General features: G+C 41.8%; 22 protein-coding genes. 20 read left to right on the top strand and 2 right to left on the bottom strand.

What is annotated here, in order from left to right; all coding sequences use genetic code 11:
* Position 1 precedes the first annotated feature (1 nt).
* The 9 genes from D8793_RS10855 (at position 2) to D8793_RS10895 (ending at position 9,635) form a co-directional block, all read left to right on the top strand.
* Positions 2-1,069 (top strand): ABC transporter ATP-binding protein, encoded by a 1,068-nt coding sequence (locus tag D8793_RS10855; RefSeq protein WP_125372144.1) that lies wholly within the window; start codon positions 2-4, stop codon positions 1,067-1,069.
* A 10-nt stretch (positions 1,070-1,079) separates the two neighbouring features.
* On the top strand, positions 1,080-2,006 hold the full coding sequence (locus D8793_RS10860) for an ATP-binding cassette domain-containing protein (protein ID WP_061423515.1): 927 nt from the start codon (positions 1,080-1,082) through the stop codon (positions 2,004-2,006).
* Positions 2,007-2,265: 259 nt separating this feature from the next.
* Complete coding sequence (locus D8793_RS10865) at positions 2,266-4,458, top strand: PTS transporter subunit IIBC (protein ID WP_125372146.1); 2,193 nt, start codon at positions 2,266-2,268, stop codon at positions 4,456-4,458.
* Between the two features lie 17 nt (positions 4,459-4,475).
* Complete coding sequence (locus tag D8793_RS10870; protein WP_125372149.1) at positions 4,476-5,291, top strand: endonuclease/exonuclease/phosphatase family protein; 816 nt, start codon at positions 4,476-4,478, stop codon at positions 5,289-5,291.
* 222 nt (positions 5,292-5,513) lie between these two features.
* Positions 5,514-6,209 carry a cell wall-active antibiotics response protein LiaF gene (gene liaF, locus D8793_RS10875; protein WP_045500900.1) on the top strand — a complete coding sequence of 232 codons (696 nt, stop codon included), beginning with the start codon at positions 5,514-5,516 and terminating at the stop codon, positions 6,207-6,209.
* Positions 6,206-7,225, top strand: coding sequence for an envelope stress sensor histidine kinase LiaS (locus tag D8793_RS10880; protein WP_125372151.1), 1,020 nt, complete (start codon positions 6,206-6,208; stop codon positions 7,223-7,225). The genes liaF and D8793_RS10880 overlap by 4 nt, the downstream gene beginning before the upstream one ends.
* On the top strand, positions 7,203-7,835 hold the full coding sequence (locus D8793_RS10885; RefSeq protein WP_045500904.1) for a response regulator transcription factor: 633 nt from the start codon (positions 7,203-7,205) through the stop codon (positions 7,833-7,835). Before D8793_RS10880 ends, D8793_RS10885 begins: the two co-directional genes overlap by 23 nt.
* A 37-nt stretch (positions 7,836-7,872) precedes the next feature.
* Positions 7,873-9,273 carry a bifunctional Cof-type HAD-IIB family hydrolase/peptidylprolyl isomerase gene (locus tag D8793_RS10890; protein WP_125372153.1) on the top strand — a complete coding sequence of 467 codons (1,401 nt, stop codon included), beginning with the start codon at positions 7,873-7,875 and terminating at the stop codon, positions 9,271-9,273.
* On the top strand, positions 9,273-9,635 hold the full coding sequence (locus D8793_RS10895; RefSeq protein ID WP_061910473.1) for a S1 RNA-binding domain-containing protein: 363 nt from the start codon (positions 9,273-9,275) through the stop codon (positions 9,633-9,635). The genes D8793_RS10890 and D8793_RS10895 overlap by 1 nt, the downstream gene beginning before the upstream one ends.
* 47 nt (positions 9,636-9,682) lie before the next feature.
* On the opposite strand, the gene cysK is transcribed toward D8793_RS10895, so the two are convergent.
* Positions 9,683-10,612, bottom strand: coding sequence for a cysteine synthase A (gene cysK / locus D8793_RS10900; RefSeq protein ID WP_125372155.1), 930 nt, complete (start codon positions 10,610-10,612; stop codon positions 9,683-9,685).
* 116 nt (positions 10,613-10,728) lie between these two features.
* The gene (locus D8793_RS10905; RefSeq protein WP_125372157.1) at positions 10,729-11,364 is read right to left on the bottom strand and encodes a YigZ family protein; all 636 of its coding nucleotides are present in this window, start codon (positions 11,362-11,364) and stop codon (positions 10,729-10,731) included.
* Between the two features lie 56 nt (positions 11,365-11,420).
* On the opposite strand from D8793_RS10905, the gene D8793_RS10910 reads away from it, so the two are divergent.
* From D8793_RS10910 to nth, 11 genes are all read left to right on the top strand, one after another.
* Complete coding sequence (locus tag D8793_RS10910) at positions 11,421-12,722, top strand: ATP-dependent helicase ComFA (RefSeq protein ID WP_125372159.1); 1,302 nt, start codon at positions 11,421-11,423, stop codon at positions 12,720-12,722.
* Positions 12,719-13,384 carry a ComF family protein gene (locus D8793_RS10915; RefSeq protein WP_125372161.1) on the top strand — a complete coding sequence of 222 codons (666 nt, stop codon included), beginning with the start codon at positions 12,719-12,721 and terminating at the stop codon, positions 13,382-13,384. Before D8793_RS10910 ends, D8793_RS10915 begins: the two co-directional genes overlap by 4 nt.
* A gap of 81 nt (positions 13,385-13,465) precedes the next feature.
* Positions 13,466-14,008, top strand: coding sequence for a ribosome hibernation-promoting factor, HPF/YfiA family (gene hpf, locus D8793_RS10920; protein ID WP_045500914.1), 543 nt, complete (start codon positions 13,466-13,468; stop codon positions 14,006-14,008).
* Between the two features lie 149 nt (positions 14,009-14,157).
* The gene (locus D8793_RS10925; protein ID WP_125372163.1) at positions 14,158-17,271 is read left to right on the top strand and encodes a pilus expression-regulating Snf2 family helicase; all 3,114 of its coding nucleotides are present in this window, start codon (positions 14,158-14,160) and stop codon (positions 17,269-17,271) included.
* 41 nt (positions 17,272-17,312) lie between these two features.
* A complete protein-coding gene (gene zapJ, locus D8793_RS10930; RefSeq protein ID WP_125372165.1) occupies positions 17,313-17,975 on the top strand; it encodes a divisome accessory protein ZapJ in 663 nt (220 codons plus the stop codon).
* 32 nt (positions 17,976-18,007) lie between these two features.
* Positions 18,008-19,342 (top strand): UDP-N-acetylmuramate--L-alanine ligase, encoded by a 1,335-nt coding sequence (gene murC / locus D8793_RS10935; protein ID WP_125372167.1) that lies wholly within the window; start codon positions 18,008-18,010, stop codon positions 19,340-19,342.
* 11 nt (positions 19,343-19,353) lie between these two features.
* Positions 19,354-19,866 carry a GNAT family N-acetyltransferase gene (locus D8793_RS10940; protein ID WP_125372169.1) on the top strand — a complete coding sequence of 171 codons (513 nt, stop codon included), beginning with the start codon at positions 19,354-19,356 and terminating at the stop codon, positions 19,864-19,866.
* A complete protein-coding gene (locus D8793_RS10945) occupies positions 19,866-20,363 on the top strand; it encodes a GNAT family N-acetyltransferase (protein ID WP_125372171.1) in 498 nt (165 codons plus the stop codon). Before D8793_RS10940 ends, D8793_RS10945 begins: the two co-directional genes overlap by 1 nt.
* Positions 20,364-20,427: 64 nt before the next feature.
* Positions 20,428-22,212 carry an endolytic transglycosylase MltG gene (gene mltG / locus D8793_RS10950; RefSeq protein WP_185761064.1) on the top strand — a complete coding sequence of 595 codons (1,785 nt, stop codon included), beginning with the start codon at positions 20,428-20,430 and terminating at the stop codon, positions 22,210-22,212.
* An 82-nt stretch (positions 22,213-22,294) separates the two neighbouring features.
* A complete protein-coding gene (gene greA / locus D8793_RS10955; RefSeq protein WP_005592281.1) occupies positions 22,295-22,777 on the top strand; it encodes a transcription elongation factor GreA in 483 nt (160 codons plus the stop codon).
* A gap of 77 nt (positions 22,778-22,854) precedes the next feature.
* Complete coding sequence (nth, locus tag D8793_RS10960) at positions 22,855-23,484, top strand: endonuclease III (RefSeq protein WP_125372175.1); 630 nt, start codon at positions 22,855-22,857, stop codon at positions 23,482-23,484.
* The last annotated feature ends 326 nt before the right edge of the window (positions 23,485-23,810 follow it).

Here is a 23,810-nt window from a genome sequence, read left to right on the forward strand (position 1 = left end):
TATGACAAAAAATAAAAATGTAATATTGACTGCTCGCGATATTGTCGTGGAATTTGACGTTCGTGACAGAGTATTGACCGCCATTCGAGGCGTTTCCCTTGACCTAGTTGAAGGTGAAGTTCTAGCTCTAGTTGGAGAATCTGGCTCTGGTAAATCTGTTTTGACAAAAACATTTACTGGAATGTTGGAAGAAAATGGCCGTGTAGCGCAAGGAACGATTGATTACCGAGGAACTGATTTGACGGCCCTAAAGAGCAACAAAGACTGGGAACCCATCCGTGGTGCTAAAATTGCGACTATTTTCCAAGATCCGATGACTAGTTTGGATCCGATCAATACCATCGGAAGTCAAATTACCGAAGTAATCGTCAAACACCAAGGAAAAACAAGCAAAGAAGCCAAAGAAATGGCAATCGACTACATGACTAAAGTCGGAATTCCTGATGCTGAGAAGCGTTTTGAAGAATATCCATTTCAATATTCAGGCGGGATGCGTCAACGGATTGTTATCGCGATCGCCTTGGCTTGCCGTCCAGACATTCTGATCTGTGATGAGCCTACAACGGCCCTCGATGTGACGATTCAAGCCCAAATTATTGACTTGCTCAAGTCATTGCAGGCAGAATACCATTTCACGACTGTCTTTATCACCCACGACCTTGGTGTTGTAGCAAGTATTGCTGATAAAGTGGCGGTTATGTATGCTGGCGAAATCGTTGAATATGGAACGGTTGAAGAAATCTTCTACGATCCAAAACATCCATATACATGGAGCCTGCTGTCTAGCTTGCCGCAGTTAGCTGAAGCAAATGGTGAACTCTACTCGATTCCAGGTACACCACCATCGCTATATACTAGCATTAAAGGGGATGCTTTTGCGCTTCGTTCGGACTATGCAATGGCTATCGATTTCGAAGAAAAAGCTCCTGCCTTTCAGGTTTCCGATACGCACTGGGCTAAGAGTTGGCTCTTGCACGAAGATGCACCAAGAGTTGAGAAGCCAACTATTATCGAAAACCTTCATGATAAAATTCGTTCAAAAATGGGCTTCAATCACTTAGAAGCTTAGGAGGAAGGAAATGACTGAAAAATTAGTTGAAATTAAAGATTTAGAAATTTCCTTCGGCGAAGGAAGTAAGAAATTTGTAGCTGTAAAAAATGCAAATTTCTTTATCAATAAAGGAGAAACTTTTTCCCTAGTAGGTGAATCTGGTTCTGGGAAGACAACCATTGGCCGTGCTATCATCGGCTTGAACGATACCAGTGCAGGGGACATCTTATACGAAGGTAAAAAGATCAACGGGAAGCAATCTAAAGCTGAGGAAGCTGAATTGATCCGTAAGATTCAGATGATTTTCCAAGACCCAGCTGCCAGTTTAAATGAGCGTGCGACGGTTGACTATATCATTTCAGAAGGTCTTTATAACTATCATCTTTTTGAAAATGAAGAAGACCGTCAGCAAAAGGTTAAGAATATCATTCGTGAAGTTGGTCTTTTAGCTGAGCATTTGACACGCTATCCCCACGAATTTTCTGGTGGTCAACGTCAGCGGATTGGGATTGCTCGTGCCCTAGTCATGGAGCCAGATTTCGTTATTGCGGATGAGCCAATCTCTGCCTTGGACGTTTCCGTTCGTGCGCAAGTCTTGAATCTTTTGAAAAAATTCCAAAAAGAACTTGGCTTGACCTATCTCTTTATCGCTCACGATCTTTCTGTAGTTCGCTTTATTTCAGATCGAATCGCTGTTATTTATAAAGGGGTTATCGTTGAGGTGGCAGAGACAGAAGAGTTGTTTAACAACCCAATCCACCCTTATACGCAGTCCCTTTTGTCTGCTGTACCGATTCCAGACCCAATTTTGGAGCGCAAAAAGGTCTTAAAGGTTTACGATCCAGAGCAGCATGACTACTCAGTGGATCAACCTAGCATGGTTGAGATCCGTCCTGGTCACTATGTCTGGGCTAATCAGGCAGAAGCTGACCGCTATAAAAAAGAATATAAATAAAAAGAAGCTGTAGAAACATGAAATTGAATGTTTCTCGGCTTTTTTTTATTTATATTTCAGCAAATTTATGGAAATATACGCAATCGCTTGCATACTAAAATTTCACCTTATTCTATATATTATTCCACTAAATATAGGAAAAAGTCCCGAAATAATTTTTATAAAAGCCTTTACAAAATTAAAAATAGTGGTATAATAGTATTATTCAATGCAAACGATTTCATCAAGGAGTGGTTTGTGAAAATATAAGGAGGTCTGGATGATGAAAGATTCATTCAAAAACATTTTTAGCTTTGAATTTTGGCAAAAATTCGGTAAAGCTTTGATGGTGGTTGTTGCGGTTATGCCCGCAGCAGGTTTGATGATCAGTATTGGTAAGTCAATTCCGATGATCAATCCTGAGCTAGGTTTTCTAGTGACTACTGGTGGCGTTTTAGAACAAATTGGTTGGGGGGTTATCGGTAACCTGCATATCCTCTTTGCTCTTGCTATTGGAGGTAGCTGGGCGAAAGAACGTGCTGGTGGTGCCTTTGCAGCAGGTTTATCCTTCATTTTGATTAACCGTATCACTGGGGTTATGTTTGGTGTATCAAGCGATATGCTGAAAGATTCTAAAGCAGTAGTTAGCACTTTCTTAGGAGGAAGCATCAAGGTTTCTGATTACTTTATCAGTGTTCTTGAGTCTCCTGCTTTGAATATGGGGGTTTTCGTCGGAATCATCGCTGGTTTTGTCGGAGCAACAGCTTACAACAAGTACTACAACTTCCGTAAATTGCCAGATGCTTTGTCATTCTTTAATGGTAAGCGTTTTGTACCATTCGTTGTTATCTTGCGTTCAGCAATCGTAGCAATTGTTTTGTCATTCGTATGGCCAGTTGTTCAATCAGGTATCAACAACTTCGGTGTTTGGATTGCAAATTCACAAGATACTGCACCAATCCTAGCACCATTCATCTATGGTACTTTAGAACGTCTCTTGCTTCCATTTGGTTTGCACCACATGTTGACTATCCCAATGAACTATACACAACTTGGGGGAACTTATGAAGTATTGACTGGTGCTGCTAAAGGAACTCAAGTATTCGGACAAGATCCACTTTGGTTGGCTTGGGCAACTGACTTGGTTGGTACTAAGACAGCTGATCCTACTAAGTACCAATATTTGCTTGACACATTCCACCCGGCTCGCTTCAAAGTTGGACAAATGATCGGTTCATTTGGTATCCTTATGGGTGTTGCTGCAGCTATTTACCGCAATGTAGATGCTGACAAGAAGCACAAATACAAAGGTATGATGATTGCGACTGCTTTGGCAACCTTCTTGACAGGGGTTACTGAACCAATCGAGTACATGTTCATGTTCGTTGCAACACCACTGTATATCATCTATGCTTTTGTACAAGGTGCTGCATTTGCAATGGCTGACATCGTCAACCTTCGTGTACACTCATTTGGATCAATCGAATTCTTGACTCGTACTCCAATGGCAATCAATGCTGGTTTGGGTATGGATGTCATCAACTTTATCTGGGTTACAGTTCTCTTTGCAGTGATCATGTACTTCATTTCTAACTTCATGATCAAGAAATTCAACTATGCAACTCCAGGACGTAACGGTAACTATGAAACAGCAGAAGGTTCAGATGAGGCTTCTTCATCAGAATCTGGTAATGGTAAAGTTGCTGCAGCTTCTCAAGCCGTTAATGTTATCAATCTTCTAGGTGGTCGCGCTAATATCGTTGATGTAGATGCATGTATGACGCGTCTGCGTGTGACTGTCAAAGATGCTGAAAAAGTTGGAACAGCAGAGCAGTGGAAAGCTGAAGGCGCTATGGGCTTGGTTATGAAAGGTCAAGGCGTTCAAGCTATCTACGGACCAAAAGCTGACGTTCTTAAATCGGATATCCAAGACTTGTTGGATTCAGGAGAAGTAATTCCTGAAACTCTACCAAGTCAAAAAGCTGAGTCTGCAGCTGCAGCAGTTAGCTACAAAGGCGTGACAGAAGCAATTGAAACCGTTGCTGATGGTGAAGTTGTCAAGTTGGAAGATGTTAAAGATCCAGTCTTCTCACAAAAAATGATGGGTGACGGATTTGCGGTTGAACCAGCAAATGGCAAGATCTATTCTCCAGTAGCTGGTAAAGTGACAAGTGTCTTCCCTACAAAACATGCTCTTGGTCTTTTGACTGAAGCTGGTCTTGAAGTTCTTGTTCATATCGGTTTGGATACTGTTAGCCTTGAAGGCAAACCTTTTGAAGTACATGTAGCAGAAGGACAAACCGTTGCTGCAGGTGATCTATTGGTAACAGCAGATTTGGCGGCTATTAAAGAAGCAGGTCGTGAAACAACCACTATCGTTGTCTTCACAAATGCTCCAGCAATCAAATCAGTAGCAGTTGAGAAATTCGGTAAAGTCGCTGCTAAGACAGTTGTGGCTAAAGTAGAATTGTAAGATAGAAAAGAGAAATCATGGCAAAATTCCTGACTTTAAATACTCATAGTTGGATGGAAGAAGAGCAAGAAAACAAGCTAAATCAGCTAGCTGAGCGGATTCTTCAAGAAAAATATGACGTCATTTGCCTGCAGGAAGTCAATCAATTAGTGGAGTCTGAACAGGTTGTTCAGGCTCCCTTCTATTATGCGGTAGATGGCGCTATTCCGATTCACCAGGATCACTATGCCCTGCGTCTGGTTGAGAAACTAGCTGAGGCAGGTCTGGACTATTACTGGTCTTGGGCTTATAATCATATTGGTTTTGATATTTACAATGAAGGGGTTGCAATTCTGTCCAGAAAGCCCCTGAAGGCAAGAGAGCTCTTGGTGTCTGATGTCAATGATCCAAGTGACTATCATACGCGTAAAGTCTTGCTGGCAGAAACGGAGCTCGATGGTCAGCCTATCACGGTGGCTTCTTGTCACTTGTCTTGGTGGGATAAAGGTTTCCAAGGAGAGTGGGCTAAGTTTGAATCTGAGCTCTTGCAAGTTGAGACTCCGCTAGTTCTCATGGGTGATTTTAATAATCCCGTTGATTACGAAGGCTATCAGCACATTATCCAAAGTCCACTTGCTCTTCAGGATAGCCATAAGGTGGCTGACCAAACGATTGGTACAGCGACGGTTGAAGGCGATATTGCTGGCTGGGCAGGAAACAAAGATGCTCTAAAAATTGATTATATCTTTACAAGTAAAGATTTCAATATTGAAAGATCTGCTGTTGTTTTTGATGGGCAACGTGGTCCAGTCGTTAGTGACCATTTTGGCTTGGAAGCACAAGTCCATTTCTAAGCTTGTCTGAACAATAGAAATAAACTAAAAAATCGTTTTAAATGTTTGTTTTGCTTAAACAGCATTTGAAGCGATTTTTTGCTTTTTAGAGGAAAAGTGCAAAGAAGTCTAGAGCCTAGAAGTTCTGCTGCTAAAGATAGGATAATCTTTCCATTTCATGCCTCAGACGGAGGTTTTTTTGCTTAATTTTGTTACAATAGAGATGTAAGGAAGGGAATAGCTATGTGGAAAGTTCAATTATTCATCTTTGTTGAAGCGATTCTATTATCAATGGCACTGGTTACCATGCTGGCTGCCGATTTTTCGCGTGTTGTTCTCATCATGCTACTCTTTCTTTTGTTTTTATATTATTATTTCGGCAAGCAGAGAGGCAATTCGCTATTAGTCGCGACCATGATTGTCTTCTTTTTCATTGTCATGCTCAATCCTTACGTCATAGCTGCTGTCCTTTTCGCCTTGATTTACGGCATGATCGTAGCCTATCCTTATCTGTACAAGGAAAATCAAGAGACTCATCTTTTCTTTGAAGATGCGACCGAAGTTCGGGCTGAAAAAAATCGTTGGTTGGGAGATTTACAGCATTTCTCAAAGGATGACTGCCAGTTTCATGATATCAATCTCTTGAGAATGATGGGTAAGGACACCATTCACTTAGAAGACGTCATTGTGGTCAATCATGATAATGTCATCGTGATTCGCAAGGGCTTTGGGGATACCAAGATCGTCATTCCTTTGGATGTGGAAATTCAGCTTCAGATCAATACCCTATACGGAGACTTGAATTTTTTAAATCATCCGCCACGCAAGCTGCGCAATGAAACGATTTCTCTGACAACGCCTGACTATAAGCGAGCCAGCAAAACCGTAAAAATTGTTTTGGTCAGCTTTTTAGGAAATGTGGAGGTTGTTAGAAAGTGAAAAAAACAAGTTATTTGCTTATTTTTCTATATACCTTCTTTGTTTTAGGGATTATCTTTCATTACATTTTTAATCTTTTTAATTTAGAATGGCAAAAACTGCTGAATAATCTGGACTTGCTTCGTTCTTTTGCTTTCTTTGTTCTGGTTCTGGGCTCAGCGCTGACTATCCTCTTGGCCGCTGCTGCGCGCTTCCTTCAGCACCTGTCCCTTTCTCAAGTTCAAAAGAATTTAAAAGCTATTTTAGAAGGCAGAGGCATACAAGAAACCGGGCAGTTGGAATTGGACGATTCTCTCATCCGCTTAAAAGAAAAGGTGGATAGTCTAACCGAAAATTTGCAGAAATCTGAGAATCAGGCCTTGCAGGCGGAAGAAAAGATTATTGAAAAAGAACGCAGGCGGATTGCTCGCGATTTGCATGATACGGTCAGTCAGGAGCTATTTGCTGCCAATATGATTCTTTCAGGTGTCGCTGGGAATGTGGAGCGTCTTGATAAAGACAATCTCCAACAACAGTTAAAGGGAATCGCTGACATTCTGGATACAGCACAAAAAGATTTGCGGATCTTGCTCTTACATTTACGGCCGACAGAGTTGGAAAATCGGACCTTGGTAGAGGGCATGAATGTCTTAATCAAAGAATTGACAGATAAGTCGGACTTGACTGTCCAGTTTAAGCATGAGGTCATCGGTCTACCCAAGCAGATAGAGGAGCATATTTTTAGGATTATTCAAGAAATCATCAATAATACCTTGCGCCATGCTCAGGCCAGTCGTCTGGACATCTATCTCTATCAGACGCCAAATAGACTCAAACTCAAGGTTTCTGATGACGGAATCGGTTTTGATCCAGCTAGCTTGGCTGACATGAGTTATGGTTTGAAAAATATTGAAGATCGAGTGCATGATATGGCTGGCACCTTGAAGATTCTGACGGCTCCCAAAAAAGGAGTTTCTATCGAAGTCAGTGTTCCATTGTTAGAGGGGGAAAAGGATGAGAATATTACTAGTGGATGACCATCAAATGGTCAGATTGGGCTTGAAAAGCTTTTTTGAATTACAGGACGATATTGAAGAAGTGACAGAGGCTACCAATGGTAGAGAAGGTGTCGAAAAGGCTCTGGAAAGCCGTCCAGATGTGATTATGATGGATATTGTTATGCCAGAGATGAGTGGCATTGATGCCACCTTGGCTATCTTGAAAGAATGGCCAGAGGCAAAGATTTTGATTTTGACATCCTATCTGGACAATGAAAAAATCTATCCAGTGTTGGATGCGGGTGCTCGTGGCTATATGTTGAAGACTTCTAGTGCGGATGAAATTCTCCATGCCGTCAGAAAGGTTGCAAAGGGTGAATTTGCCATTGAAACAGAAGTCAGTAAGAAGGTCGAATACCATCGGAATCATATAGAGCTTCACGAGGATTTGACAGCGCGGGAGCGGGATATTTTGGGGCTTTTAGCCAAAGGCTATGAAAACCAGCGGATTGCTGACGAGCTCTTTATTTCCTTGAAAACGGTCAAGACGCATGTGTCTAATATTTTGTCTAAGCTAGAAGTGAGCGATCGGACCCAGGCAGTTGTCTATGCTTTTCAGCATCATCTTGTTCCGCAAGATGATTTTTAATGATATAATAGAGAAGATTAAATTGAAAGAGGAAGATATGAAGGCAAAATTAAAATATAAGGCGAAAAAGATTAAGATTGTTTTCTTTGATATCGATGATACCTTGCGGGTCAAGGAAACGGGCTTCATCCCAGAATCGATCAAAGTTGTATTTAAGCAGCTGAGAGAAAAGGGAATTCTGATAGGAATTGCTTCTGGTCGTGGCATTTTTGGAGTTGTTCCAGAAATTCGTGACTTGGATCCTGATTTTTTTGTTACCTTGAATGGGGCTTATGTTGAAAATCGAAAGGGCGAAGTCATTGCGAAAACGGTCATTCCACAAGAGTGTGTGGAATCCTACATTTCCTGGACCAAGGAAGTGGGCATTGAGTACGGTTTGGTAGGCAGTCACGAAGCGGCTTTGTCTGTTCGCAATCCTATGATTTCGTCAGCAATTGATATCATTTATCCAGATCTGGCTGTCAATCCTGATTTTTACCAAGATCATGAAATCTATCAAATGTGGACTTTTGAGGATGTAGGTGACAGTTTGCAGTTACCAGAAGATTTGGCCAAGTCTCTCCGTATGGTGCGTTGGCATGAGCATTCATCGGATGTCGTACCGAAAGAAGGTTCAAAGGCAGCTGGTGTTGCCAAGGTAGTGGAACACCTCGGTTTCAAACCAGAAAATGTCTTAGTTTTTGGCGATGGACTTAATGATTTAGAATTATTTGACTATGCAGGGCTCAGTATTGCTATGGGAGTTTCCCATGAGGAATTGCAGAAAAAGGCTGATTTTGTCACAAAAACGGTCGAAGAAGACGGCATCTTTGACGCCTTAGAGCAATTGGGCATGGTGGAGAAAGAATTGACCTTCCCACAGCTCCATCTTGATGTGGTTCAAGGCCCAGTTGCAAAGATCAAGACAAATCATGGTGAACTGAAGATTCAACTCTTCCCAGAGCAAGCACCCAAAACAGTTGCCAACTTTATCGCCTTATCAAAGGATGGCTACTATGACGGAGTAATCTTCCACCGAGTTATCAAAGATTTTATGATTCAAGGTGGCGATCCGACAGGTACTGGTATGGGCGGAGAGTCTATCTACGGCGAACGCTTTGAAGATGAGTTTTCACCTGAGCTTTACAATATTCGTGGGGCTCTTTCCATGGCGAATGCTGGACCGAATACCAATGGCAGTCAGTTCTTTATTGTCCAAAATAACAGTCTCCCCTATTCAACAAAGGAACTGACTCGGGGAGGATGGCCGAAGTCGATCGCTGAAGTTTATGCTAGCAAGGGCGGGACACCGCATTTGGACCGTCGACATACTGTGTTTGGGCAGCTAGTGGATGAGGCATCTTATGAAGTTTTGGATAAAATTGCAGCGGTTGAAACAGCTTCAATGGATAAACCACTTGAGGATGTTGTCATTGAGACGATTGAGGTTATAGACTAATGAAAATCGGAGATAAGTTAAAGGGCAAAATTACTGGGATTCAGCCCTACGGTGCCTTTGTCGAACTAGAAAGCGGTCTGATCGGCCTCATTCATATTTCTGAGATTCGGACGGGCTATATCGACAATATTCACGATATTTTGAAAATTGGTGATCAGGTTCTTGTGCAGGTAGTAGATTATGATGAGTTTTCTGGTAAGGCCAGCCTGTCAATGCGGACTTTAGAGGAAGAAAAACATCGTTTACCAAGACGGCATCGCTTTTCAAACGATCGTTGCAAAATTGGATTTGCGCCCTTAGGTAAGCAATTGCCAATCTGGATAAAGGAAGCCAAGGCTTTTCTGAAAGAACAAAAAGAGTAAAAAATTCCTACCCAAACGGGTAGGAATTTTGTTAACTCTTTTCACGATTAAGCGTCAAATTCATAGAGAGCGGTAGATAGGTAACGTTCACCATTATCAGGTGCAAGGGCAAGGACTTTCTTGCCAGCTCCTAGTTTTTTAGCGACTTCAATGGCTGCAAAAATAGCCGCAGCAGATGAAATTCCGACTAGGAAACCTTCCTGACCGCCAATGTAGCGTCCTAATTCTAGCGCTTGATCAGAAGTCACGCGGACAATGCTATCATAGGCTGCTGTATCCAAGGTCTCTGGAATGAAGCCAGCTGAAAGTCCTTGGATTTTGTGAGGACCTGGTTTCTCACCAGAAAGGATAGCAGATTCGTCTGCTTCAACCGCATAGATTTGGACATTTGGATTCGCTTTTTTAAGAGCATGAGAGACACCAGAGATAGTCCCACCAGTTCCGACACCACCGACAAAAGCGTCCAGTCCAGTTTCACCGAAAGCAGCGACAATTTCTGCTCCTGTTGTTCGTTCGTGAACCTCTGGATTAGCCGGATTGTTAAACTGCAGTGGCAACCAGCCATTTCGCTTTTTAGCAATTTCTTCTGCCTTGGCAATAGCCCCTTTCATTCCTTCGCTACCCGGAGTCAAAACTAGCTCCGCTCCATAAGCTTGGATAATCTTGCGACGCTCCACACTCATAGTTTCTGGCATCACAATGACAACCTTGTAGCCTTTAGCTGCTCCAACCCATGAAAGGCCAATACCGGTATTTCCGCTGGTTGCTTCAACGATAGTATCGCCAGGCTTGATAAGGCCATCGCGTTCAGCTGCCTCAATCATGCTGAGAGCAATCCGGTCTTTGACAGAAGAGCCAGGGTTGAAGGCTTCTAACTTGACATAAACCTCAGCTGCTCCTTCAGGAACGATATTATTTAGTTTAACAATTGGCGTTCTTCCAACTAATTCTGTGATATTTTGATAAATGTTTGCCATTTTTCCTACCTCAATACTTTAATGAGACTAGTATAAGCTGAAAGAGGCACTTTGTAAAATATAAAAAAGCTATGACCACGATAAAAATTATTTATCACTAGGACTAGCTGTTAAGATTATTCAACTGTTAAAGGAATTTCAACCTCGCGCAAACCTTGATCATCAATTTGGATTTTTCCATTGAAAAACTCGATTAATTTCTGCTCTAGTGGTTCTTTTTCCTGCTTGTCGATATAGATGGTTGTAGCCACTAGATCCGTGAACTCTGTATCAAATTCGATCAGATCCTCGGCTTTCAAAAAGTTATCGAAATTTTGGTACTGGCTGTAAGACATTTTGAGACGCAAACCGGCCTGTTCCTTGATTTCGATGAGACCAATTTCTTTGATTGCAAAGGCAACGCTGCCTGCATAAGCCCGAATGAGCCCACCAGCTCCTAGCTTAATACCGCCAAAATAGCGCGTGACCACAAAGCAGACATTGGTCAGTTGGTGATTCTCCATGACACCGAGCATAGGAACGCCCGCTGTACCGCTGGGCTCACCGTCATCACTGGTTCGTTTGATTTCACTTTTCTCCCCGACAATAAAAGCAGAGCAATTATGAGTGGCTTTATAGTGCTCTTTTTTGATGGCAGCAATAAAATCCCTGGCTTCCTCTTCTGAGTAAACGCGCTTGGCGTGGCAAATGAAACGAGATTTTTTAATTTCTTCTTGGGCTTGGCCGTCTTGTCTAATTGTTCTATATTCCATAGTTTTATTGTACACAAAAAAATAGATTTTTCCAAAAGTTTTACGAATAAAAAAGTATGTTAGAAAGAAATGATTGCCTAGGTAGAATATTTACAGAAGATCAGCTTAGTCCTGAACTGCGCAAGCATGCTCAGCAGCTGCCAAGTATGCGAGAGGAAAGGAGAAAGTTATTTTGCGGCCGCTGTGGTTCTCAAGTGGACAAGGAGAACTACCAGCTACCTGTCAATGCCTACTATTGTAGGGAATGCGTGATTTTGGGGCGAGTCCGGAGTGACCAAGAACTTTATTATTTTCCGCAGGAAGATTTTCCTAAAAATCAGGTACTCAAGTGGCAGGGACAATTAACGACCTTTCAAGAAAGAGTTTCTCAGGGACTGTTAGAGTCAGTTACTCAAAAGCAGAATAGCCTAGTCCATGCAGTGACGGGGGCGGGCAAAACAGAAATGATTTATCAGGTGATTGCAGAAGTGATTGACTGTGGAGGTGTCGTTTGCCTAGCCAGCCCTCGGATTGATGTCTGTTTGGAGCTTTATCGCCGGCTCAAGCTGGATTTTGCCTGTCCTATTTCACTTTTGCATGGGGAATCCGAGCCATATTTTCGCAGTCCCTTGGTCATAGCCACCACCCATCAGCTTCTTAAATTTTATAGAGCCTTTGATTTGCTGATTGTGGACGAGGTAGATGCTTTTCCTTATGTGGACAATCCTGTGCTCTACCATGCCGTGGAGCAGTCGGTCAAGGAGGAGGGAACGACAATTTTCTTAACTGCCACTTCGACGGATGAGTTGGATAAAAAAGTCCAAAAAGGAGAATTAAAACGACTTAGTCTTCCTCGTCGCTTCCATGGCAATCCTTTGATTGTGCCCCAAAAAGTTTGGCTGGCAGATTTTCAAAAATATCTATTGAAAAAGAAACTACCGCCTAAATTGAAGAAATATATCGAGAGACAGAGAAAAACGGGCTTTCCCTTACTGATCTTTGCCTCGGAAATCAAAAGAGGTCAAGAATTTGCGCAAGTTTTGGAGGAGATATTTCCATCGGAAAGAGTTGGATTTGTGGCTTCGACAACTGAAGATCGTTTAGAAATCGTGGAAGAGTTTCGCAAGCGAGAAATTACCATTTTAGTCACGACGACCATCCTAGAGCGTGGCGTGACCTTTCCCTGTGTAGATGTCTTTGTTCTAGAAGCCAACCATCGTCTCTTTAGCCGTAGCGCCTTGGTGCAGATTTCTGGCCGAGTGGGACGTAGCATGGAGCGACCGACGGGAGATTTATTCTTCTTTCACGACGGCACTACACGTTCAATCGAAAAGGCGATTCGTGAAATCAAACTGATGAACAAGGAGGCTGGTCTATGAGAAATTGCCTGTTGTGCAGCCAGGCAGTAGAAGAAAATAGGACTTTTTCTTCCTTGATTTTATTGCAAAAAGAACAAAATACAATTTGTAAACATTGCCGAGCAGGATTTGAAGCGATTTCCTCTATCCATTGCCCGCGTTGCTGGAAAGATCGGGAAGCGAAAGTCTGCTCAGATTGTCAAATATGGGAAGCGCAAGGCTATTTGGTGCAGCATCAGGCTTGCTTTCTTTATAATGATTTGATGAAGGATTTCTTCAGCAAATACAAGTTTCAAGGGGATTATCTTCTGAGATTTGTGTTTGCAGAAGTTCTCAAAAAAAGTCTCAAAAACTTCAAAAAATATACTCTGGTTCCTATTCCGGTCAGCCCTGAAAAATACCAAAGTCGAGGTTTTAATCAGGTGGAAGGCTTCTTGCAAGCAGCTGGCTTGCCTTATAAACATTTGCTGGAAAAGCAGGATGCGCTTGCCCAATCCAGTAAAAATCGCGAAGAACGATTAAACAGTCAACAATGTTTTACATTGGTAAAAGATGTCCTTCTGCCAGAAAAAATTCTTCTGATAGACGATGTGTACACGACTGGAAAAACCTTACAATTGGCTCGAGAATTATTGCTGGAAGCAGGTGTGAAAGAAGTTTTGACATTTTCACTCGCAAGATAAGAAAATATTTGCAAAAAAAGAATGAAAGCGTTATAATGATATTGTAAATAAAACATTTATGTTTAGAAAGAAGGTACTTATATGCTTAAATATAGTATCCGTGGTGAAAACCTAGAAGTAACTGATGCTCTCCGTGACTACGTAGTTTCTAAACTTGAGAAGATTGAGAAGTATTTCCAAGCAGAGCAAGAACTTGATGCACGGGTAAATTTGAAAGTGTACCGGGAGAAGACGGCAAAAGTCGAAGTAACGATTCCTCTTGGTTCTATTACCCTTCGGGCAGAAGATGTTTCGCAAGATATGTACGGATCTATCGACCTAGTTATCGATAAGATTGAACGTCAGATTCGTAAGAATAAGACAAAAATTGAAAAGAAAAATCGGAACAAGGTTGCAACTAGCCAGTTGTTCACTGATGCTCTAGTAGAAGAAGCTGATGCAGCATCTTCTAAAGTAGTACGTTCTAAGCATATTGACTTGAAACCAATGGATCTAGATGAAGCTATTTTGCAAATGGATTTGTTGGGACATGACTTCTTCATCTACACAGATGTTGAAGATAGTACAACGAATGTTATCTATCGTCGTGAAGATGGAGATATCGGTTTGTTAGAAGTAAAATAATGAAAAAAAGCCGTCCAATGGACGGCTTTTTGTTGTAGGGAAAACTCTCGCTCATTCTACTCTAAATAATGTTTGCAAATAAAGAAATTCTATTTTATTTTTATAGCTGTCCTATGGTATAATAAAGGGATAAATGTTAGGTGGTAGGTATGGCTAAATTAATTCCTGGTAAAATTCGAACGGAAGGAATTGCCCTCTGTGACAGCAAAAAAGTCCAAATTCTTGACGTCAAAGATTCCTTTTTATACACGCGCGTGGATCAGTACAATCTGCGCTATAGTCTAGATGATGATGCAGTTTTCTGCTCCTGTGAGTTTTTCCAAAAGAAGAAGTACTGCGCCCATCTGGCTGCCTTGGAATATTTTTTGAAAAATGATTCGGCGGGTAAAGATCTGCTGGCGAAGATGACAGAAAAAGAGTCTTCTAGTCAGGAAGCCCAGAAATTGGTTTCTTTTGGTAGTCTTTTTTTGGATAAGATTTTGCTAGATAAATCCAGTCAGCAAGTCCGTTATGAGCTATTGGCGACCGGTCAGGAAGATACTTACACTGGACAATTCTTATGGAGTCTGCGGATCAGTCGACTGCCAGATGAGCGTTCTTATGTAGTGCGTGATATTTTGTCCTTTTTGAGAACCTTGAATAAGGGTGGCCATTATCAGATCGGCAAGAACTACTATGAGCCTATTCGCATGGATAATTTTGATGAAGCTAGTCAAGATTTGCTAGAATTTTTACGAGGCTTGGTGACGGATTATAAGGGGCAGGACTCTTCGTTGGTCTTTCCCAATGCTGGGCGGCACCTTTATTTTCCAGCCAGTCTTTTTGAGGAAGGCGTGACTCGCTTGATGAATCTCACTTCGTTTCGTTTGGAATATAGCTTTTATGATTATGCCGAGGTATTTTTCCAAGACTTGCATGAAGAGGCGGAGATTTATCAGTTTGAGGTGCAAGAGCGTGAAAACTTTTTTGAGCTGCTGATATCTGAAAAGAATTATAAGATGCTCTATGGAGGTCAATTTCTTTTTCATAATCAGACCTTCTATCAGCTGACGACTGAGCAGACCAAGTTAGTCAAGGCTTTACAGGAATTGCCGATTGAGCAAGAGCGGGGCAAGCGCCTGCAGTTTGATGTGTCTGAGCAGTCCAAACTGGCAGTGAGTCTGCTTGAGTTTAAAAAAATTGGCCGTGTGACAGCACCTGAGCGTCTGTTCATTCATGATTTCACCGTGGATTTCAATTTTTATTTGGGAGCTGACAAGCAAGTATTGCTGGACCTTGTCTTTGATTATGGTAGTCACACTGTCACCAGTCGTGAAGAGCTGAGAAAGCTGCCTTTTTCCAGCAATTTTGAGCGGGAACAGCAAGTTTTTAAAGCAATGCTGGAGGCAGGTTTTGCAGATGATTTTATCAGCCAGCGTCCGCCATTACGACCCGAAGAAATTTACCGTTTCTTCTCCGTCTTGATTCCACGCTTTAGAGCATTGGGCAATGTCTACTTGTCAGATGAGCTACTGGGCCTATCTCAAACAGAACCTCCGAAGGTTTCCATCAGTATGAATGGTGGGCTCTTGGATATTGGCTTTGACTTTACTGGTATCGATCAGTCTGAGGTGGATGATGTTCTAGATTCGTTGCTGAGCCAAAAAGATTACTTTATCAGCAAGACGGGTCAAGTTGTGATTTTTGATGAGAATAGTAAGCGAATCAGCCAGACCTTGCAACAATTGAGAAGCAAACATTCTAAAAATGGGGTTATCCAAACGCATAGCTTGGCTGCCTATCAACTCTCTGAATTGTTCAAAGATCAGGAAAGAGTTAACTTGGCGCAGGATTTTCGCCAGCTGGCTTATGATTTGACCCATCCTGAGGATTTTCCTCTGCCTAAGCTGAAAGTTCAGGCAGAGCTTCGAGATTATCAAGAAACGGGTGTAAAATGGCTATCCATGCTGAATAAATATGGATTTGGTGGCATTCTAGCCGATGACATGGGCTTGGGAAAGACCCTTCAGACCATTTCTTTCTTGACTGCTCATTTGACCAAGTCTAAGAAAGTTTTGATTTTGGCGCCGTCGAGTCTAATTTACAACTGGAGCGATGAGTTTGCCAAATTTGCTCCAGACTTGGATGTGGCCGTTGTGTATGGACTGAAAAATGTTCGAGATGCTGTGATTGCAGAAGACCATCAGATTACCATTACCAGCTATGCTTCCTTCAGACAAGATGTTGAAGAGTATAAAGGAGTTCATTTTGACTATTTGATATTGGACGAAGCGCAAGTCATGAAGAATGACCAGAGCAAGATTGCTCAATATTTGAGAGCATTTGAGGTGGAGCGGACTTATGCCTTGTCTGGCACGCCGATTGAAAATCATCTCGGTGAACTTTGGTCAATTTTTCAGATCGTCCTTCCGGGCTTATTACCGAGCAAGAAAGCTTTTTTGAAGATGCCTGCGGAAACAGTTGCGCGCTATATTAAACCCTTTGTCATGAGGCGTAAGAAAGAAGAAGTCTTGCAAGAACTTCCTGATTTGATTGAGGTTTCTTACCGTAACGAACTTGCAGACAGCCAGAAAACAATTTATCTAGCCCTGCTCAAGCAAATGCAGGAGCGAATTCTCCATGCAACGGAGGAAGAAATCAATCGCAGCAAAATTGAAATCTTGTCTGGACTTATGCGACTCCGTCAAATTTGTGATACTCCCAAGCTTTTTATGGATGATTACGATGGGGAAAGCGGTAAGCTGGAAAGTTTGCGTGAGCTGTTAGAGCAGATCCAAGACGGTGAACATCGTGTTCTCATATTTTCACAATTCCGTGGCATGCTGGATATTATCGAGCAAGAACTGAATCAGATGGGAATGGAGTCCTTCAAAATTACAGGCTCAACTCCGGCAAAAGAACGTCAGGAGATGACAAAAGCCTTTAATCAAGGAGAAAGATCTGCCTTTCTGGTTTCTCTTAAAGCTGGTGGTGTCGGTCTCAATCTAACTGGTGCAAATACGGTTATTTTAGTGGATCTTTGGTGGAATCCCGCAGTAGAAGCTCAAGCTATTGGTCGGGCTCATCGCATCGGGCAGGAACGGAATGTAAAAGTTTATCGTATGATTACACGGGGAACTATAGAAGAAAAAATTCAGGAATTACAGGACACTAAACGAAATCTGGTTTCAACGATTCTAGATGGTGCAGAGTCTCGCTCTAGTCTTTCGATGGAAGAAATTCGAGAAATTCTTGGAATTTCTTCTGAATCGCTTGAAAAATAGTTTGAATAGTTTATAATAATGAAGAGTTGAAAGGACATGCTATGACAAATACTAAATTTCCTATAATTGCTGATGACGAAATCATGTTGACAGAAATGCCACACATGAATTTGTACGATGAGTTGGATCTGATTAGCAACATTAAAGGGGACTACCAGGACCGTAATTATTTAGAGTGGATGCCGATTGCGAAGCCAGAAAATCCTGCTCCTAGTCAAACTGTAAGTAAAGCTAGAAAGAAGCAAGCTCCAGTTACGGATTTTAAAAAGCCGATTGATAAGAAGGATCCAGCTATTCGCTATGCTGAGCAAGCACGAGAGGAAGCTCGGGCTGATCTGAGGAAAAAACGTTCGGCTGCTTATTTGACGAGCAAGCTCCCAAATAAGGTTCGTAGTCGGAAGGTGGCACCTCCTTTTGAGGGAAATCCAGTTAAACCAACAGCCCCTTTCCAAAAGGAAAATCCAGGTGAGTTAACGAAGTTCAGTGATAAGCTAAAGCAAGATAGCTACATATTAGCAGATGTTCAGTCTCAACCTCTCATAGAAGTACCAACGAATCCAGAAAAAAAGAAAAAGAATAACTACGATTTTCTCAAAACCAGCCAAGTCTATAACAAGGGCAAGAAGCGAGAAAAACACAATAAACATAAAAAAGCTCAGGAATTGGACATCACCAAGTTGAGTTCAGATGCCCAAGGGCAATAAGGCTTCAGTTGTTTAAGATTTAAGGAGTAATCATGACGAAAACTTATCATTTTATCGGAATTAAGGGCTCAGGTATGAGCGCTTTGGCTTTGATGTTGCATCAGATGGGCCATAAGGTTCAGGGAAGCGATGTTGATAAATATTATTTCACTCAGCGGGGTCTGGAGCAGGCTGGGATTCCCATTTTGCCTTTCGATGAGAAAAATCTCCAGTCGGATTTTGAAATTATTGCCGGTAATGCCTTCCGTCCAGATAACAACGTGGAAATTGCCTATGCAGATGCCAATGGTATTAGCTACAAGCGCTACCATGAATTTTTGGGTAGCTTTATGCGTGACTTTGTCAGCCTAGGTGTGGCTGGTGCTCACGGGAAAACTTCGACAACGGGTATTCTTTCTCACGTTCTGTCCAACATCACAGATACTAGCTATCTGATTGGGGATGGTACAGGTCGCGGTTCTGCTAATGCCAAGTATTTTGTCTTTGAATCAGACGAGTACGAGCGTCATTTTATGCCTTATCATCCGGAATATTCGATCATCACCAATGTTGACTTCGATCATCCGGATTATTTCACAAGCTTGGAAGATGTCTTTAATGCTTTCAATGATTACGCCAAGCAGATTACAAAAGGGCTCTTCGTTTATGGAGAAGACGAGCAACTACGCCGCATTACTTCAAATGCACCGATTTACTACTATGGTTTCAAGGAAGAAGGCAACGACTTTGTTGCTCACGACCTCTTGCGCTCTACCAGTGGTTCAGGATTTAAAGTTTCTTTCCGTGGGCAAGAGCTGGGTGAGTTCCAGATTCCAAGCTTTGGCCGTCACAACATTATGAATGCAACAGCGGTCATCGGTCTCCTCTACATTGCAGGTATTGACTTGAATCTAGTAAGGAAACATCTCACGACCTTTAGTGGGGTTAAGCGCCGCTTTACAGAAAAGATTGTCAACGACACAGTCATTATTGATGACTTTGCCCATCATCCAACGGAAATTATCGCAACACTGGATGCAGCCCGTCAGAAGTATCCAAGCAAGGAAATCGTGGCCATCTTCCAGCCGCACACCTTCACTCGGACTATTGCTCTCTTGGACGAATTTGCGGAAGCCCTCAATCAGGCTGACTCAGTCTATTTAGCTCAGATTTACGGATCTGCGCGTGAGGTGGATAAGGGCGATGTTAAGGTTGAGGATTTGGCTGAAAAGATTGTGAAGCGTGCCAAGGTTATTGATGTGGACAATGTCTCTCCACTTCTTGACCACGATAATGCAGTTTACGTCTTTATGGGAGCTGGAGATATCCAGACCTATGAATATTCCTTTGAACGTCTCTTGTCCAATCTGACTAGCAACGTTCAGTAGGAGGAGACTTGATGGAAGCACCGATTCGAATCAGACAGGCTGACTTGAGCGACTGGGAGGAAATTCTTGCAATCGAGCAGCTGAATTTTCCAGCAGCAGAAGCAGCCAGTGCAAAAGTTATCAAAGAGCGGATTGAACGCATCTCGGATACTTTTTTGCTGGCAGAGCTACATGGTCAGCTGGCGGGCTATATTGTTGGGCCAGCTGTTCAAACGCGATATTTGACAGATGATCTCTTTAGCAAGGTGGGTGTTAATCCTTCAGAAGGTGGCTTCATTGCCGTCCAAAGTCTGTCCGTCCATCCGGATTTTCAGAGGCAGGGTGTCGGAACCTTGTTGCTTGCAGCTCTCAAGGAGACAGCTGTTCAGCAAAACCGGCGGGGCATTAGCTTAACCTGCCATGATGAGCTGATACCTTATTATGAGATGAATGGCTTTGTCCACGAAGGGATTTCTGACTCAACTCACGGTGGGACTATCTGGTCAAATATGGTATGGGAAAATCCCAATTTTAAGGAGAAGTGATGATTATCCGTCAAGCTCAAATGGCTGACTTAGATGCCATTTATGCTATCGAATTGGAAAATTTTAATCCAGAAGAGGCTATTAGTCGTGAAATATTGGCAAAGCACATTGAAATGATCCCTTCGACTTTTTTGGTTGCAGAAAAAAATGGCAAGATTTTGGGCTATTTAGAAGGTCCTGTCCGACCAGAACGCTATTTAAAAGATATTTCCTTTACGGAGGACGTTGAAGATTATAGCTATCTGGCTGGCGGATTTATCTCTGTAACCAGTCTATCTATTTCTAAAGAAGCACAGGGCTTAGGAGTCGGAAAATCCTTGTTGAACACTATGAAGGAAATTGCGATTGCTGATGAACGCCACGGCATTAATCTCACTTGTCATGATTATTTGATAGCCTATTATGAGCAACATGACTTTGTCAACGAAGGCCGTTCAGCCTCAACGTATGCAGATGAAGTATGGTTTGATATGGTCTGGGAAAATCCCCAGATATAACTTTCATAAATAATATAGTTTTAAAAGTCGGATATGATTGCATTTATCTGACTTTTAAGATATAATGTTAGGGATTATGAAGAAGGAGATCAAGTTTTTGACTGAAAATTCACAGGATAACGAAAAGACGCTGAGTTTTAAAGAGAAAATTTTGAATGAGTTGGCAGCAGCCAATGGTACCCAAAATCACTCAGTTCAGGAAGAAGCGCAGCCTCTTTTAGGTAAAGAAATGGAATTGGCGGAGAGCTTGGAATCTCTCGTTTCTGCTGTTGAAAAATCTCATGAGGTTCTAGAGAAGGATACTTCAGTAGAGGAAGAACCTAGTAAGATCAAAGTAGAAGAGCCAATGGGACAAAGCGAGCCTACTGTTCATACTCAGGCAGATGTGCTAGAAAATATAGTTCGTAATTCTACGATTTCAGAAGTTCCATCAAATGTTGATGGACCAGGACAAGCTGATGTTGCTAAGAAGGAAAGTATAGAGTCTGGAGAGGTTCAAACCTCTGTGCCTCATTCAGAAGCTTATCAAGAAAAGGTAGCGTCTGTTGCAGGTGAGATAAAAGAAACAGTGTTACCTGATTCAAACACTACAGATGAAAGAGAAGCTAAAAAAGACTTTTCTACTGCAGAACCAACGCTAAGCCGTAGAGATGTTGCTCATGGAAAGAAACGTTCACGTGCAGATCGTACCAATAGTAGTAAAAAGAAAAAACGTAAAAATGGCCTAGCCAATCGAATCGTGATGACAGTCTTGGTACTTTTCCTATTGGGCCTTGGTATTACTGGTTTTGTAGGATACAATTATGTCTCTTCCGCGCTGAAGCCAGTAGATGCCAAATCGACAGAATATGTGACGGTGGAGATTCCTGCCGGTTCTAGTACCAAACAAATCGGAGAGATTTTAGAAAAGAAAGGCCTGATTAAGAACGCTCAAGTCTTTAATCTTTATTCAAAAATCAGAAGTTATGGTAATTTCCAATCTGGCTACTATAATCTTCAAAAGAGTATGGATTTAGACACGATTGCTAAGCAATTACAAGAAGGTGGGACAGATACACCACAGCCTCCAGTTCTTGGCAAGATAACAATTCCTGAGGGATATACCTTGGAGCAAATCGCCGAGGCAACTACTGTCAATGCTGCAAAAACTGCGAACAAGAATACTAAAACACCATTCAGCAAGGAAGATTTTCTAAATAAAGCTCAAGATGAGGACTTTATTGCAAAAATGGCAGCTAAATATCCGCAGCTTCTAGCAACTTTGCCGAGCAAGGATAGTGGTGTTAAATATCGTCTTGAAGGTTATCTTTTCCCAGCTACTTATGATTATGGAAAAGAAACCACGGTTGAAGAACTGATTGACCAAATGTTAGCTGCTATGAATACAAATCTGTCGCAGTATTACTCAACAATTGAGTCTAAGAATCTGACGGTCAATGATGTTTTAACCCTCGCCTCTTTAGTTGAAAAAGAGGGATCAACTGATCAGGATCGCAAAGATATTGCGAGCGTCTTTTATAATCGTTTGAACCAAGCTATGCCACTTCAGAGCAATATTGCGCTTCTTTACGCTCAAGGAAAACTTGGTCAAAAGACAACTCTTAAAGAAGATGCTGAAATTGATACAAATCTTGACTCGCCTTATAATGTGTACAAGAAGCAAGGTTTGATGCCTGGTCCAGTAGATAGTCCAAGCCTGTCTGCTATCGAAGCTACTATTAATCCAAGCAAGACAGAGTACTTGTATTTTGTAGCAAATGTGGAAACAGGGGCTGTATATTTTGCAAATACTTACGAAGAACACGCTAAGAATGTGGAAGAACACGTTAATAGCAAATTAAACCAATAAGGTGAAAGTTCTAACAAAATTATGTGGTTTTCCACATAATTTTGTTTTATCAAAAAATAGAAAGAAGAGAGAAAATAAAGTAATGGCTGAAAAAACTTATCCTATGACCCTTGTAGAAAAGGAAAAATTAGAACAAGAATTAGAAGAATTGAAATTGGTCCGACGTCCAGAAGTAGTAGAACGCATTAAAATTGCTCGTTCTTACGGAGATTTATCAGAAAATAGTGAATATGAAGCAGCAAAGGACGAGCAGGCTTTCGTTGAAGGACAAATTTCAAGTCTGGAGACTAAAATTCGCTATGCTGTGATTGTTGATAGTGATTCAGTTGCTAAAGATGAAGTTGCCATCGGTAAAACTGTTACTATCCAAGAAGTCGGTGAGACTGAAGAAGAAGTATACATTATCGTTGGTTCAGCTGGTGCGGATGCTTTTGCTGGAAAAGTTTCAAATGAAAGTCCAATTGGTCAAGCATTGATTGGTAAGAAGACTGGTGATATTGCAACAGTAGAAACACCAGTTGGCAGTTATGATGTCAAAATCCTAAAAGTTGAAAAAACAGTCTAAGAAAGGTCGAGCACGCTCGGCTTTTTCTTTATCAATTTATGCTATAATATAGAACAAGCAAAGGAGATTGTATACTGATGGTTTTATCAAAAAAACGAGCACGCCATGTCATCGAGGAGATCATTGCCCTATTTCCCGATGCCAAACCAAGTTTAGATTTTAGAAATCACTTCGAGCTACTCGTGGCAGTCATGTTATCCGCTCAAACGACAGATGCTGCAGTCAATAAAGCTACACCGAATCTATTTTTAGCTTATCCTACTCCAGAAGCTATGGTAGCAGCATCCGAGGCAGATATTGCCAAGCACATTTCACGCTTAGGCCTTTATCGAAATAAGGCCAAATTTCTGAAAAAATGTGCTCAGCAACTCTTGGACGATTTCAATGGACAGGTGCCTCAGACTCGGGAAGAATTAGAAAGTTTAGCTGGGGTGGGGCGTAAGACAGCTAACGTGGTCATGAGTGTAGGGTTTGGTATTCCAGCTTTTGCCGTTGATACGCATGTTGAACGCATTTGTAAACACCACGATATTGTCAAAAAGTCAGCAAGTCCTTTAGAAGTTGAAAAACGTGTTATGGACGTTCTCCCACCTGAACGCTGGCTAGCTGCGCATCAGGCTATGATCTACTTTGGTCGGGCTATTTGCCATCCCAAAAATCCAGAGTGTGATCACTATCCTCAACTTTACAACTTTGATCATGTTTAAGATAGTGTCTGTGGAAACAAATTTTTACTAGGCGATGAGCGGTTTAAGGGACGTAAAAGACTGTTGCGAGAGTTAGAGGAATATTTAATAGACTTTAGCAGCACGGTGATATAGTGGATAGGGGAGAGGTAAGAAGAGTTAACCTTTCCCTTTTAGTTATTGATTTATAGGTGATTTTAGAGGGGGTTGGAAGAAAAGATGAAAAAAAGATAAAAAAATTTCAAAAAGGTGTTGACAAGGGAGTGGATAGGTGATATACTGATATAGTTGTCGCTTGAGAGAGCGGTAAAGACCTTTGAAAACTGAACAAGACGAACCAATGTGCA

It is taken from the genome of Streptococcus cristatus, from assembly GCF_003943465.1.
Classification (GTDB): Bacteria; Bacillota; Bacilli; order Lactobacillales; family Streptococcaceae; genus Streptococcus; species Streptococcus cristatus_C.